Annotated in this window: 12 protein-coding genes; 6 read left to right on the forward strand and 6 right to left on the reverse strand. The window is 53.4% G+C overall.

What is annotated here, in order from left to right:
* From KTT_RS10170 to KTT_RS10180, 3 genes are all read right to left on the reverse strand, one after another.
* Complete coding sequence (locus KTT_RS10170; protein WP_160145776.1) at nt 1-825, reverse strand: class F sortase; 825 nt, start codon at nt 823-825, stop codon at nt 1-3.
* A 156-nt stretch (nt 826-981) separates the two neighbouring features.
* The gene (locus KTT_RS10175) at nt 982-1617 is read right to left on the reverse strand and encodes a class F sortase (RefSeq protein WP_126595867.1); all 636 of its coding nucleotides are present in this window, start codon (nt 1615-1617) and stop codon (nt 982-984) included.
* Nucleotides 1618-1823: 206 nt separating this feature from the next.
* On the reverse strand, nt 1824-4031 hold the full coding sequence (locus tag KTT_RS10180; RefSeq protein WP_160145777.1) for a DUF11 domain-containing protein: 2208 nt from the start codon (nt 4029-4031) through the stop codon (nt 1824-1826).
* A gap of 497 nt (nt 4032-4528) precedes the next feature.
* Here KTT_RS10180 and KTT_RS10185 point away from each other — a divergent pair, with 497 nt between their 5' ends.
* The 5 genes from KTT_RS10185 (at nt 4529) to galU (ending at nt 8392) form a co-directional block, all read left to right on the forward strand.
* Entirely contained in the window at nt 4529-4978 is a 450-nt protein-coding gene (locus KTT_RS10185; protein ID WP_126595869.1) for a hypothetical protein, read from the forward strand.
* Between the two features lie 181 nt (nt 4979-5159).
* A complete protein-coding gene (locus KTT_RS10190; RefSeq protein WP_126595870.1) occupies nt 5160-5564 on the forward strand; it encodes a Fur family transcriptional regulator in 405 nt (134 codons plus the stop codon).
* Between the two features lie 99 nt (nt 5565-5663).
* On the forward strand, nt 5664-6251 hold the full coding sequence (locus KTT_RS10195; RefSeq protein WP_126595871.1) for a VIT1/CCC1 transporter family protein: 588 nt from the start codon (nt 5664-5666) through the stop codon (nt 6249-6251).
* A 179-nt stretch (nt 6252-6430) separates the two neighbouring features.
* Complete coding sequence (locus KTT_RS10200; protein ID WP_126595872.1) at nt 6431-6934, forward strand: DUF1440 domain-containing protein; 504 nt, start codon at nt 6431-6433, stop codon at nt 6932-6934.
* A gap of 588 nt (nt 6935-7522) precedes the next feature.
* Nucleotides 7523-8392, forward strand: a complete 870-nt coding sequence (gene galU / locus KTT_RS10205; RefSeq protein ID WP_126595873.1) for a UTP--glucose-1-phosphate uridylyltransferase GalU — start codon at nt 7523-7525, stop codon at nt 8390-8392.
* Between the two features lie 126 nt (nt 8393-8518).
* On the opposite strand, the gene KTT_RS10210 is transcribed toward galU, so the two are convergent.
* Both KTT_RS10210 and KTT_RS10215 read right to left on the reverse strand, forming a co-directional pair.
* On the reverse strand, nt 8519-9997 hold the full coding sequence (locus tag KTT_RS10210; protein ID WP_126595874.1) for an amylo-alpha-1,6-glucosidase: 1479 nt from the start codon (nt 9995-9997) through the stop codon (nt 8519-8521).
* Between the two features lie 45 nt (nt 9998-10042).
* A complete protein-coding gene (locus KTT_RS10215) occupies nt 10043-11239 on the reverse strand; it encodes a M20 metallopeptidase family protein (protein ID WP_126595875.1) in 1197 nt (398 codons plus the stop codon).
* 410 nt (nt 11240-11649) lie between these two features.
* On the opposite strand from KTT_RS10215, the gene ada reads away from it, so the two are divergent.
* Nucleotides 11650-12726 (forward strand): bifunctional DNA-binding transcriptional regulator/O6-methylguanine-DNA methyltransferase Ada, encoded by a 1077-nt coding sequence (ada, locus tag KTT_RS10220; RefSeq protein ID WP_126595876.1) that lies wholly within the window; start codon nt 11650-11652, stop codon nt 12724-12726.
* A gap of 43 nt (nt 12727-12769) precedes the next feature.
* Here the strand turns inward: ada and KTT_RS10225 are convergent, their stop codons facing one another.
* Nucleotides 12770-13513 (reverse strand): hypothetical protein, encoded by a 744-nt coding sequence (locus tag KTT_RS10225; protein WP_126595877.1) that lies wholly within the window; start codon nt 13511-13513, stop codon nt 12770-12772.
* Nucleotides 13514-14193: the final 680 nt, after the last annotated feature.

The raw sequence follows: 14193 nt of genomic DNA on the forward strand, positions 1-14193 counted from the left end.
TCATTGCAGGACCGCATGCACCACAATCTGTGGAGACTGCGGAAACGCGGGTATCCAGTTGTTATCGCAGGTCACCAGATTGAGATAGGTGCCGCTGCCATCGCCGAAAATAGCTGTCGCGGGCGTCTGGTTGGCCGCATAGCTACGCACCGTCATCACGATAAAATGCTGCACAACACCGGTTTGATTGACAACCAGGATGGTATCCCCCTTACGCAGGCTGGTCAGCTTATTAAACGCGCCCGGCGTACCATCCGGCTGGCTGGCATAGCCATCAATGACCGCGCTCCCCATATCCCCCGGCCGAGGACCATTCATGAACCAGCCCACACCACCGGCTCCATGGAGCGCGGGCACATCGACATGGTTGTTCATGTTTAGACCAACAGCCTCAATCGGCGCATCGACTTTAATGGCGGGAATCTGTAGATGCGCGCCGGTATCTGGATGTGGTGACGATAAAATCGGATCAAGGGTCGGGCTGGGAGTGGGTTGCACCATATTGGAGCTACTATCGAGGGAAGATTTATTGTTATTGCTCGTCTGAATTAATAGCCGGGCGGTCTCATGATCAAAGTTGGTAGAGATCTGATCACCACCATTATCGACCTTGCGGTGTTGTGTAGAATGAGCACTATCCGGCGTAAACACAATATCTGGATGGGTGATGCGATACTCCAGCATCGAAAGAGAACAGACCTGGCACAGCCCCCAGCCTGAAATGACTCCGCCTACCAGCAATAGTAAAACCAGGGCAAATAATATATTCGTCTTCGCATATGGCGTAGTATTGGATGATCGGAACGCCCTGAAAAGCCGTTGCATGGAATATTCTCTCCTCTCGAATGGCATCCTGACCATCTAGCAGGTCATACCCTTCACCGCAAGGCGAAACAGGGGATAGACCAGGCACAGCCAGAGATGCCAGCCATATAGAGATTAATATGAAAAATCAGCACCAGCGAGTTCGTACAGCGCTACCTACGCGATGCGCTGTGTATACACAACCAGGCGCTCTGAGGTCTGGTTCTCCGCGGGTACCCATACACCAGCGCAGGTAATCAGATTCAAAAACGTCCCATCCTGGCGGCCAAATATCAGCTTTATCGGAGCCTGCGTGGGCTTATAATTGGAGACCTGAATAACCTTAAAGCGCGCCTTATCACCATTTTTTGCCTGGACGGTAACGATATCGCCACGATGCAGCTTCTTCAGATCCCAGAACACAGCCGGTGCCCCGCCAGTACGATCCAGATGCCCATCAATGACCGCGGTCCCCTTCTGACCGGGCAGTGGACCCTCTTTATACCAGCCCACGCCGGTCCACTGGTTGCGCGTTGGCACATCCATATACCCTTCAGACGTCTTACCAACGGTCTCAATGGGAGCGTTCACCTTGATAGCCGGGATAATCAAACGCCCCCCCGACGAAACATCGACGCCAGTCATCAAATCAGGCGTCGCAGGCTTCATAGCGGGCATCTTTATCGTCTGCTGCTGATTTGCCGTTTTCTGCGAGGAAAGGATACTACTCCAGACCCACCCCCCCAAAGCAATACTCAGCAGAACAAAGAGGATAGCTACAAAAAACCAGACACGCTGCCTTGTATGCATCATTTACAACTCCTTTCCAAGAGCATGCACCAGAATAACCTTATAGCACGACACATCATCACCCCCGGCAAGCCAGGAGTGATGATGATAAACAGATCCTATTGACAGCTGGGATGATCGGGGAGGCCAGTAGAGCCAATACGCTCGCGCCCATCGTTTCCCTGACCTCCCCATATCTATCCCTGAACAACTCGAGTATCACTTTGATCCTAGCGTCTCAAGCGAGGATCTGGATCAGATCCTGTCAGAGGCAGGCGAGGATATCCAGCCGCACCGGCAGCACCAAAGGCGGCCTGGTGAACGAAGTGGTGATTCTCCTGCTGATGATGATGATGCTGTTTCTTCACACAGATCGTATACATTACTGTATTATTGTCGGTGTTAACATCGCTATCACCGTCTAAGTCTACAGTCGCGGTATCGGTCAGTGTTGGAACGGCATCATTGGTCAGCCGGCCCGTGATCGTAATCACCGGCAAGGTCTGGCCAGGCATGAGCGGAGCGCTACCCGTAAAGCTAGCATCGATCACTGAAGGACTGTTGTGGTCACTCACATTAAAGTGCCAATTCTTGCCCTCTACGTGAATGTTATTGAGACCGATCGGAATAACATCGTTAACCATAATGATGGATGGATCGTCTACACTGGCGGAGTCAGACACATTCGAGACGGCGATAAAGAAGGTTACATCATCACCTACGCGGAAGTGATCTCCACCCAGGCTGCTCTTCACGATTTGCAGATCTGGACACTTCTGCTCAGTTGGTCCACATGAGACACCGGGGCCACCTGGGCCACCGGGGCCACCTGGATAGCTCGGGCCACCTGGGCCACTGGCAACAGGTGTCACGTTAACAGTGACATAGCTGGCACTGTGAGCAGGATTCTGATAATCAGATGAGCTGGCAACCACCGTGTTGGTAAATGTCGGGCCAACAGCACCAGTTAGATTACCGCTGATCGTCAGTGGCGGCAATACGGTACCAGGAGCCACGGGATATGTACCAACATAGGTAGCCAGAATCGCAGTCGGGCTGGTAGCGTTCGAGACACTTACCTGCCACTGGGGGCCACCATTAGCCGTGATATGATCAAACCCTACAGGAATCAGATCGAACAGCGTAATCGGCTGGGTCTCTGGACCCGCGGCAGCATTATTACTGACGTTGATCACAAAGCTAAGTGGATCGCCAACAGAAAAGGTATCTGAAGTGCCCAGGTGAGACTGGGTGATATCCAGCGCGGGCGGAACTGGCGTTGGCGATGCAGTCACCGTGCCCGTTATAGCCGTCGGAGAACCCGCTACCGGAGTCTCTGTGCTCGTCACAGTTGGCGAACCCGCTACCGGAGTCTCTGTGCTCGTCACAGTTGGCGAACCCGCTACTGGAGTCTCTGTGCTCGTCACAGTTGGCGAACCCGCTACCGGAGTCTCTGTGCTCGTAGGAGTTGGAGATCCAACAGCTGGCGCAATCGTAACGCTGGAGGTAGCAGTATTGTTGCTGGTATCGGTATCACCAGGAACGATAAGACTCGCGGTATTGGCGTATGGGCTGGCAGCGGTCGCTGCTACTGTACCCGTAATCGTAATGGGCGGCAGCACTGTACCGGCTACAACCGGATAGGTACCACTATACATGGCAGTGATCGAGCATGGGCACATCGTTGAGCTCGACGAAACGGTCCAGTCGGAACCACCACTCGCGGTTACACCAGTCAGGCCCAGAGGAACCGTATCATCGACCTCGATGGGAGTCCCGGTTGCCACATCACTTGTACCAATCGAAGATACCGCCAGGGTGTAAGTTATCGTATCACCAACCGAAAAGCTACTGCCGGAGGCCACTTTGCTGATCGCAAAGTCGATACCTGTAGCCGCGGGAGCAACAGTTGGTGTTGAAGAGGTCTGGGCCACCTGTACAGGGGTACCACCGGTCACCGGGGAACCAGCGGCAGCCGCTGAAGTAGGCGCTGCCCCAGGTGTCGACACCGCAGTTGGAGTGTCGTCCCGCATGTTCGCAACCGTGGTCTGAACGCTGGCCGCGTTATTCGTCAGATTGGTATCTCCAAACTCAGATACCACAATACTGGCCGCCTGTGCTCTGACGAGATTGCCAGTATGAATGGCACCAGGGGTGGCGGTAACCGAGATACTCGGCAACACATGTCCGGGGAGGATCGGTAATGCTCCAGTATAGGTTGCCGAAATGACCGGACCACTGGACACAAACGACCAACCACCAGCGGATGCCGCGGAAGCGTTGACAAAGCCAGCCGGCAACGTAATCAATGCCGTCGGAGCAGCCATGGCGCTACTCGCGTTTGCCAGGTTGACAATGCTGGCCGTAAAAGTTACGGGCTGACCAATCTTCGATACCGCCGAGCTCTGTGAGATACTCACGCCCAGGTCGGGACCCATAGCTGCCGAGCCTTGCTTCTTTATAATTTGAGGCCGTGCGGTCCTCAGATGAGGCATGATTAAGGAATGGACGATGCCTCTACCATGAGAATAACCAGCGGCTTTGACGCCAGCCAGCAAGCCGGCGCCTATAGAAAGCTGACTACCTAAAAGTAGTAAGCAAAGAAGGACAGCTCGAATTAACGAGATTGGTGTTAGAGTCTTTCTAACACGATGAGGTTGATGCATCACTAAGAAACCCTTCTTCCACTATACTAATTTACCAAAGAAAGTGATGACTAGCACGAATTCACATATACCCTATTACACTGCCATCTATACCTATAAAGCAGCTACCCATCATGCTAGGTTCAAATCAAGTATACAGACAGCCTCCAAAAAATAATTGGAGCCTGAAATAACAAAAAATATGAGATAAAGGGAAAGGATTACTTGGTAGAGAAGGTATCCATACGTTCATATAGATGAAGTAATAATTGTTATCTGGAGGTGCTTCTATGTCGGAGACAACGGATATCTTGATCAGCGTAGCAGAGCAGGAGTTCGCGCAAGCCAAACAATCAGAGGATCAGCGGGCGAGCATCACGGGATTGGTAGTAGTTGTAGCCTCGGCCATCCAGGGGGGACTAACCCAGACGGGTCTGACGAAGAGCGCCCTTCCACTCACCCTGATGCTGATCGCGATTGGAGCCTTTGGCATGCTGGCCAGCATCAAGCTCTATGAACGCTTCCGACGCCACGTCCGGCTCAAATTCAAGATCCGCCAGCGCCTGGAAGAGCTCTATCCCGACACCAAACTACAATCACTGCTAGACCTCACGCGCCAGGAACAACAAAAAGACTTCCCCTTCTTAAGAAGCGTGCGCCTCTACCTGATCTGGGTCTGGCTGCACTCCTTCATCGTCATCCTGGGCATCATCTACACCATCATCGCCCTTCTCCATTAACCACTACATGGAGCAAATGTCTATATACGCATATTCATACTCAATTTTTTAACAAAGCCTCGCTATGCCTTGACACCCAACAATCCAGGTGGTATATTTCCCCTGCCACGAAAAGTGAGAATGATTATCATTATTAGGGTAACCTAATTTAGGGGAGCCTGATAGAGATGGGGGTCTGTATATGAGAGAGAAGCTGAACGCCAATGCCCAGGCGGTGTTAGAGATGGTGCGTGCGGCCCACAATCATCCTACGGCCTCGGAGGTGTATGATGCCGTCAAGCAGGTTCGTCCACAGATCGGGCTGGCGAGTGTGTATCGCATCCTCCATCATCTGGTTGAACAGGACTATATTAAAGAGCTCAGGCATAGCGATGACACCTGCCGCTATGATGGCCACGTGTCGCGGCACGATCACGCGATCTGCACCGAATGCGGTGCCTTGCTGGATGTGCCGATAGATATTCCTCTGACACAGGAAATGCTGGAGCAAGCGGCCAGGGCAACCGGCATCGTGTTGAGCTCCCACGAGTTGCGTCTCTATGGCCTCTGTCCGGCGTGTAGTAAAAAACCGGAGGCGGTCCAATAGGTCCGCATTCTTTCATCCTTGTTCGTGTATAAGAAGGTACATCCGTTCAGATAGATGACAAAGTAAGTAGCGCAGTCAGCAATATAAGGAGACTGTTTAATGGTGCAAGAGAAACAGAACGCAGAGCGACCGGAAGTGCAGATAGAGCAACAGACCGAGAAGGTCACAGTTCGTCAGGAGATTGCTGCTATTGTTAGCGCCCTGCGCAATAATGACGATACCTCACACGATTTCTTGCTGCGTGTAGTGCAGCCTGGCCTGGCGGGATTGATGGACGGCTCAGTATCGACGCTCGCACCTATCTTCGCTACTGCTTTCGCGACGCATAATCCTTTTACCGCGTTCCTGGTCGGTATGGCCTCGGCGACCGGCGCGGGCATCAGCATGGCCTTTTCAGAGGGCCTGTCGGACGATGGTACGTTGACCGGCCGTGGGAGTCCGGTGGTGCGTGGTAGTATTACCGGTATCATGACCTTCTTCGGTGGCGCGCTCCACACCCTGCCTTTCCTGGTGAGCAATATCCAACTGGCTCTGACACTGGCCTATGTGGTGGTGGCCGTTGAACTGGTGCTGATCGCCGCCATTCGCCATCGCTACTTCAGGACACAATGGCTCAAATCGATCATTCAGGTCGTGGGTAGCGGCGTTCTGGTCTTTATCGCGGCTATGATCTTTGGTAATGCCTGAGCGCCAGAAGATGCCAAAAAGGCCAATATATGATAGCATAGGAACGGGGATGAGCATACATCCCCATTTTTTATTGTTCTATCGTATGCAGTCAAAAGTATTCAATCGAAACTGCTTGTAGTATGGGCTGCGTGTTACACATAATAATACCTTATACTGATAGAGGAGGTACCAATTAGATGGCACGCGAACTCACAGTACCAGCACCAAAGTTTACCATTCCGTCATTGATCGGGGCGGTGGCTGGCGGGGCAGCAACCATTCCTATGACTCTTTTCATGCTAACCATGCATAAAGTCCTTCCACGCTGGCAAAAGGATGCTTTACCACCCGAGAAAATTACGGCAGAGGCGACTGAACGGGCCAATGTCTCGGTAGACAAACCGCAACTGCTGGGAGGCACCCTGGTGGCTCACCTGGGCTACGGTGCTAGCATGGGATCCCTCTATATGACCTTTGCCCGCAGGTGGGCTCTCCCTCCCGCGCTCAAAGGAGGCCTCTTTGGCCTGGGTGTCTGGGCGGGGAGCTATATGGGCTGGCTACCGGCGGCAGATTTCGCGGCTGCTGGCACTAACGAGCCAAAACAACGTAATATTCTTATGATTATAGCTCATCTTATCTGGGGCGGAGTTACTGGCGTGCTGGCCGATCAGCTTCTACGCCAGTTGGGGGATGAAAACTAGCTTTTCCAGCTTTTCAAGCCTACAATTATTTTACATAATGTAAAACTCCTTAACCGTGAAAGACGTACTATAATAGAGGAAGAGTAATTGATAGGCCAATACTACAAATTTTAAAGGAAAGAGTGCATTTGCTATGAACCTGAACGTGGCGAACAATACCCTTTACCTCAGTATTGAGTTGCCTTACCTCATCATCATCGTGGTTATTATCATTATTATTTCTTTACTGCGCCGCCGATGATGAACGCGATAAAGAGAAGATGGAACGTGTGACACACCTCCGTCTTCTTTTTATATAGCGAGGGACCGGCGAGATCCCTTCTTGATGGCGAAGAAGAAAGAGATAATATAACCACCTCGACAACCATCTGTCTACTAACAGGCAGATGGTTGGTGGCGTGCTGTTTTTTTCCTGGGCACTGGTGATGGCTCCCAGGCGGCTTCTCCTATCAAATGAGAGGCGGGGCACTTGTTCAGATTGACCTCAGCAGTGCAATAAAATACAATACATTACGGTATAGATCATGAATGCTATAGACAACAGGTGTTCAGTTTGATTGCCTGTGCTTATGATAATAAGGAGGACAGATGCGCATTCGTAAAGCGGTATTGCCAGTGGCCGGACTCGGCACACGGGTACTCCCCGCTACCAAAGTTGTTCCCAAAGAGCTTTTACCGATCGTCGATAAGCCAACAGTGCAATATATCGTAGAGGAAGCGGTGCAGGCGGGTATCGAGGAAATTATTTTTGTGACGAGCCGCAGTAAGCGCGCCATAGAAGATCACTTCGATACCTTTCCAGAGCTAGAGCTAGCGCTGGAGCGCAAGGGGAAAGAGAAAGAACTGGCTGCGGTACGCCACATTCAGGAGATGGCTAAATACGTGTCGGTACGCCAGGCGGAGCCGCTGGGTCTGGGACACGCGGTACTGTGCGCGAAAGAGGCGGTTGGCGATGAGCCATTCGTAGTAATGCTGGGCGATGAGATCTTCGCGCCCGAGACCCCTTGTCTGCCACGCCTGATCGAGATCTACGAAAAGTATCAGACAACGGTGCTGTCCCTCTTCTCGACGCCACGCGAGCTGATCCCTTCTTATGGCATCGCCTCGGTCGAGGAAAAAGAGCAGTACATCTACCAGGTCAATGACCTGGTGGAGAAGCCTTCAGTTGAAGATGCACCGTCCGACCTGGCGGTGGCGGGTCGTTACGTACTAACCCCGGATATCTTCGCCATCCTTGAGCAGACCAGACCCGGTCGCGGCGGCGAGATTCAGCTGACGGATGCGCTGCTTGAGCAGGCGCGCGCCGGTCGCTGCTATGGGCTGCACTACACAGGCAACCGCTACGATATGGGCACGCCACTGGGCCTCCTGACGACCTCAATCGCCTGGGCCCTGCGCAATCCAGACATCGCCCCCGCCCTGCGCGACTACATGCAGCAAGCATTGAAAGAACAATAATTAAGGAGTTGGTGCAACACAGGAGGTGCGAATGCACCTCCTGTGTTGCACCAACTCCTTAAAAACTGGGCGGCCGCGCAGCGGACGCGAGTGCGGGGCCGCTCAAGCCTCCGAACGATAGAAACATCAGGACAGGTGGATAATGACCTGCTGACGGCCGGTAACAGTAGCAGGTACGCTGGGAGAATCCATGGGCTCACCGTTGAGCAGGAATTGCTGGATGGTGGTGCCCGTTCCCTGGATCTGAATATCCAGCATCATTGAGCGGTATGGCAAATAGTGAAGCTCAACACGATCAAGACCGCTGGGGAGTAAGGGCTGAAAGCTAACCCCCTCGACGCTGAAGCGCATACCCAGCAGGACCATAAAGATCATGCGCAGGTAGCCGCTGGCGCTCCAGGTCTGGCGCGAACACGATCTCCATTCGCTGATCTGCTCACCCATCACCTCATTATGCTGCCCCTCCTGCACCCCACCATAGATGGAGCCGGTGATCGGGTGATAGATTTCGGCGAACTGGCTATCGCGATAGGCCTTGCCAGCCAGGTTGCGCAATTCATGCTCGAATAGATCAAAGCGACCTTGCTCAGCCGCCGCCTGAGCCCAGAAAGCCTGAATATGCGGCCAGACCACCCCACAGTGGCGACCAAAACGCATACCTTCCGCGTCCCTGTAACGCTCAAACTGCGGCCAGACACAGGGGATGCCATGCTCCGTCAGATATTGCTGATTCAGAACTGAGGCCGCCTGTTCAGGATCAGCGATGCCGAACAGGAGCACAAAGGCATGTCCCATCCCCTCCTGGTGCTCACACTTCCCAAACTCATCTACGTAGTAGAGATAGCTACCACTTTCCGCGTTCCAGAAATGGATCTGGATAGCCTCCTTCAAGGACGCCGCCTTCTGCTCCCAGGACGGATCAACGGGACGCTGCAGTTCATCGGCCATCGGACTTAAGAGACGATAGGCCGCGTAGTAGAGGCAGTTGGTTGAGAGCGCGTGCATCGGGATGCCGAAGCCTGGCGTCGATGCCAGTTGGGGATTGTTCTTAACCCAGGCAAGGATCCCGCTCGATCCCCGGGTACGCGCATAGAAGTCGTCATAGGCCGCTATGCCATCCCCATAGCAGGCCGGACCGCGAAAAAGATTGTAGCGGGAATCAAACTCGCTGGCCTCAAAGTAAGCCAGCGAATTGCGTACCACCTCAAAGGCCAGAGCCAGAAACTCTTTATCACCGGTCCATAAATACTGATACCAGGCCCCTAGCGTCCAGGAGATGGCGTCCCAGTACTGGCCGCCGATCCGCACCGCATCCCCTTCACGTTTGAGGACCGACAGCAACGTATTATAGGTCACCTGGGGAAAGAGCAGACCAGCTCCATTCCAGGTATTGATCGCGGTATCGCGTGTCCAGGGGGTATTGTAATCAAGACCGGCCAGCAGAGATAGCTCTGGCTGCTCCAATAAACCATCTTTGAAAGGAACGATATTACCGGCGATATCGCCGATAGCGATGCGGAACGCGCTATCCAGAACGCGATTCCCCGAACGGAAACTGGTCGCGGGCCACTGGATGGCTCGCGTATCACGAACTACATCTGTCATACGAGAATCGTATCAACTTTCCAGTCATATATAGACAGGCGAACATTAGAAAAAATCGAGGGCGGAACGCACCAGCACCTCAACGGCGATCGGCAGCGCATCCTCATCAACGTTGAAGCGGGGATGATGATGAGGGTAGCGCGCGCCTTTCTCGTCATTATTGGCGCCCACGATAAAGTAGCAGCCCGGGGCGGCATTCAGGAAGTAGGCCATATCGTCGGCGCCGGTCGTCAGGATCTCTTCACCAACATCGACGAACTCCTGGCCCACGGTGGCGACCGCTGCCCCCTGTACCATCTGTGTCATGGCGGCATTGTTAACGCATGGTGGACAACCATCAAAGACATTCACCGTGCAGGAGCCACCCATGGCAGTAGCGACGCCGTTGGCGACCTCCTCAATGCGCCGCGTCAGATAGGCGCGATGCTCTTCCGCAAAAGCGCGCAAGGTACCACCCAGCTCAGCCTTTTCGGGAATGATATTAAAGGCGGTCCCGGCATTGAAGGTGCCGATGGTGATCACAGCCGGACTAAACGGCGAGGTCTCGCGGCTGATCAGGGTCTGCAACGCCGTAATCACCTGAGCCGCGATCATGATCGGGTCCACCGTGCCATGGGGCATACCGCCATGGCCGCCCCTGCCATGCACGGTCAGGGTCAGCTTATCCGCGCTAGCAAAGACCGTACCGGCCCGCACGCCCACGCGCCCGACCTTATAGGTACTGATCAGGTGCAGACCGATCACGCCGTCGACATCATCCATCACGCCCGCCTCAACCATGGGTTTGGCTCCACCAACAACCTCTTCAGCGGGCTGGAAAATAAACTTGATGTTGCCTTTCAGCTCGGATCGGCGGCGGCTCAAGATATCAGCAACCGTGAGCCCGATGGAGGTATGACCATCGTGGCCGCAAGCATGCATCTTGCCATCGACCTGCGAGCGATAATCAACGTCAGTCTGCTCATAGATAGGCAGGGCATCCATATCGGCGCGAATGGCCAGCGTCCGGGCCTCGGGACCCGCGGCACCGCCGCGCAAGAGGCCCACCACGCCAGTCTTCGCGATTCCTGTCTGCACCTCAAATCCCAGGGCGCGCAGGCGCTGCTCCACGATACCGGAGGTACGCACCTCCTCAAACGCCGTTTCTGGATGCTCATGGAGATCGCGCCGCATCGCCACCAGATCCGGCACGCGCTCATCGATCTCCAATTTCAAGCTATCGGGTTGGGATACCTGCTGCATATAAACCTTCTTCCTTCCTGATCCATGCTCGCATCCAGTTTCTTTCCCCTTAAGAGGAGGATATGACGACGCCAGCGATATTAAAAACAAGATTCAGATAGATTCTACGGGAATTTTATATTATCATCGTAACATACGAAACGGGGAAATTCCTAGAACAAGCTGATTTTACGAGAATGCGTCTTACTCTCATGCTGACCGCCTGCGGCCTGCCTGAGGTTCCGCACCTACGGTACTCACGAGTCCGTTTTGAGTTGGTGCATCGGGTGCGCGGATGCGCACCCGATGCACCAACTCAAAAAACCAGTGCGGCCGCGCAGCGGATGCGCGTGTGGGGGCGCTCACATGCCCCAGAGAGACGGGAGTAAGACCCATTCTGAGCCTTTACTACAGCTCACACGGGAGTACACATGGATACAAAGACGATACTACAGAAAGAGGAAGAACGCTGGCAGGCGGTAATAGAGCGCGACAATCACGCGGACGGCACCTTCGTCTATGGGGTACGCTCCACGGGCATCTATTGCAAGCCGTCCTGCCCATCACGCAAACCATTGCGCGCAAACGTGCTGTTCTTTAGCGGCACACAGGCGGCCGAGGCGGCCGGCTATCGTCCCTGCCTGCGTTGTCGGCCGCAGGGTCAGGCAGCCCAGGACACAACCAATGAGGAGATTATTCAACGCATGTGTACTTATATCGAAGGACATCTGGAGGAGCGCCTGACGCTGGCACAGCTCAGCCAGCAGGTCCACCTCAGTCCGTTTTACCTGCAGCGCATCTTCAAGCAGGCCACAGGCATCACACCGCGCCAATATGTAGAGTCGCTGCGGCTCACACAGCTCAAGAGCCGCTTACGCGATGGAGAGGAGATCACCTCGGCCCTCTATGACGTCGGCTATGGTTCGGTCAGTCGGCTATACGAGCGCGTTCCGACCCACCTGGGCATGACACCCAGCACCTATCGTCGCGGCGGCCTGGGCATGCAGATCGCCTACACCATCGTTGATAGTCCATTGGGACGTCTGCTGGTCGGCGCCACCGAAAAAGGCGTCTGCGCCGTCAGCCTGGGAGATCAAGACGAGGAACTGGAACAGCAGCTGCGCAAAGAGTATCCCGCCGCCGAGATTCAGCAGGACAACAACCAGCTCACTGGATGGGTCAATGAGCTCCTGCAGTATTTGCAGGGGGAACACAACTGGTCCCAGTTGAATCTACCCATTGATATCCAGGCCACCGCCTTTCAGTGGCGCGTCTGGAACGTTCTGCGCACCATACCACAGGGAGAGACACGTTCATACGCCGAGGTTGCCAGTAGTCTAGGAGATAAGAAGAAGGCGCGCGCGGTCGCCAACGCCTGTGCTACCAATCCAGTAGCATTAATCATACCCTGCCACCGTGTAGTAAGAGAAGACGGCGCCGCAGGGGGATACCGCTGGGGCATCGAGCGCAAACGCCGTCTGCTCGCGCAAGAGAAAGCTGAATCATAGATAAATTTCTATATAAAGCATAAAAATTTTTATTCAGACATAATCAGCGCGGATGGAACATCTTTCCATCATTGACGAAGGTGAAATCCTGGCTACCGACATGGACAATCAGATTGATTTTTCCCTGCTGGTTGACCACGTTCCCGGTGACGGGAATGAGATCCTGGCCAGAACCATCAAGAACAGGGCCGTTGAAGATACGAGTTTTCGAAGTATCGCCACCCGGGATCTCTATAACTTGAATATGTCCGTGGAGATTAATAAACATAAAGTGGGTGGGGTGATCCTTGCTATCGTTATGACCGACGACCGCATCGATTTGTGAGGTGCGCGGATAACCATAGGTCATATCTTGTTGAAAGCCCTGCCACCATGAAACCAGTGATGTGAGACCAAACAGAAGTACCACGGCAACGATCATGCCAACAATCAAAGTTGGTACAAAGCGACGTGGCTGTTTGCCCGGTTTTCCGTTGTTGCGACCACGATTGCGACCGCGATCAGGATCATCCGGGTAAACATCTACCGTCCTGGATGGACGAACAGCACTGGAAGCAGCACTGCCTTGCTGCCGTGTGGTATATACGCCTTTGGTTTTAGTAGTATTGCCACTCGAACGACGACGTTGGATAGAAGAGGTGTTCTGGTTTTGCAGGACCAGAGGATCATCTATTGTCTCGTATGGCTTGTAGCGACGGGCGCTACTGGGCATACGCGTCACGTAGAGATCGTCACGATCATCCACATCGTAATAGGCAGGCTGCTGGCGGGTATAAGTCGTTCCCATTACGATTTCCTCCTTCTAGCTAGATTTTTTAGAACATTTGTTCTCATGCATAAGTATAACAGAATAGATTTTCTCGTCAAGCGGTGGGATAAAACAACTCACGCTTTGGGGAACCTGGTAGGACAAGATGATATGCGGTAGATACCATATATGGCCCAGGTGAGGACTATCCTGTCTGCCTATAGCAGGTCTTAATAATAGCGCAAAAGCATAAAAGAAGCAAATATATCCCCCATAAGTCAGATGGTACTAGTACACGAGCGTAGCTCTCAAGCTCCCCTACCGTGGTTGAGGTTAAAATAGAGGTAGGTTTTGTGTCCCTGGCACTTGATTCGAGCGCCGCGGGCGCTCGAATCAAGTGCCAGGGACACAAAACACAATTACAAAAAAGCAATTACAGTGGAACTGTGGAATTAGCAGCCACGCGCCGGGCGCGTGGCTGCTAATTCCACAGTTCCACTGTAAAAAACGCGTGTTGAGCGCTGCAGGCGCGTAGTGTCAGGGGCCGAAGGCACAAACGTACACCATTACAAATAAAGCAAAGGGAAGAAAAAATAGGAGAGATAAAGGAGAGATGCCCCAAGATGGATCCACTATCTTTATTATCCTCGCAAAGCCGTTTTTCCCTACTAGAAGAGAAATCAGGGACATCTCTGTCTTTAGTGTAGCACGACCTAGAA

The sequence above is a fragment of the Dictyobacter aurantiacus genome (assembly GCF_003967515.1).
Taxonomy (GTDB): Bacteria; Chloroflexota; Ktedonobacteria; order Ktedonobacterales; family Ktedonobacteraceae; genus Dictyobacter; species Dictyobacter aurantiacus.

Bases quoted from the DNA above. Each gene is read 5' to 3' on its own strand.
- KTT_RS10170 (WP_160145776.1), bottom strand. From the start codon at position 825: ATGCAACGGCTTTTCAGGGCGTTCCGATCATCCAATACTACGCCATAT.
- KTT_RS10175 (WP_126595867.1), bottom strand. From the start codon at position 1,617: ATGATGCATACAAGGCAGCGTGTCTGGTTTTTTGTAGCTATCCTCTTT.
- KTT_RS10180 (WP_160145777.1), bottom strand. From the start codon at position 4,031: ATGGGTCCCGACCTGGGCGTGAGTATCTCACAGAGCTCGGCGGTATCG.
- KTT_RS10185 (WP_126595869.1), top strand. From the start codon at position 4,529: ATGTCGGAGACAACGGATATCTTGATCAGCGTAGCAGAGCAGGAGTTC.
- KTT_RS10190 (WP_126595870.1), top strand. From the start codon at position 5,160: ATGAGAGAGAAGCTGAACGCCAATGCCCAGGCGGTGTTAGAGATGGTG.
- KTT_RS10195 (WP_126595871.1), top strand. From the start codon at position 5,664: ATGGTGCAAGAGAAACAGAACGCAGAGCGACCGGAAGTGCAGATAGAG.
- KTT_RS10200 (WP_126595872.1), top strand. From the start codon at position 6,431: ATGGCACGCGAACTCACAGTACCAGCACCAAAGTTTACCATTCCGTCA.
- galU (WP_126595873.1), top strand. From the start codon at position 7,523: ATGCGCATTCGTAAAGCGGTATTGCCAGTGGCCGGACTCGGCACACGG.
- KTT_RS10210 (WP_126595874.1), bottom strand. From the start codon at position 9,997: ATGACAGATGTAGTTCGTGATACGCGAGCCATCCAGTGGCCCGCGACC.
- KTT_RS10215 (WP_126595875.1), bottom strand. From the start codon at position 11,239: ATGCAGCAGGTATCCCAACCCGATAGCTTGAAATTGGAGATCGATGAG.
- ada (WP_126595876.1), top strand. From the start codon at position 11,650: ATGGATACAAAGACGATACTACAGAAAGAGGAAGAACGCTGGCAGGCG.
- KTT_RS10225 (WP_126595877.1), bottom strand. From the start codon at position 13,513: ATGGGAACGACTTATACCCGCCAGCAGCCTGCCTATTACGATGTGGAT.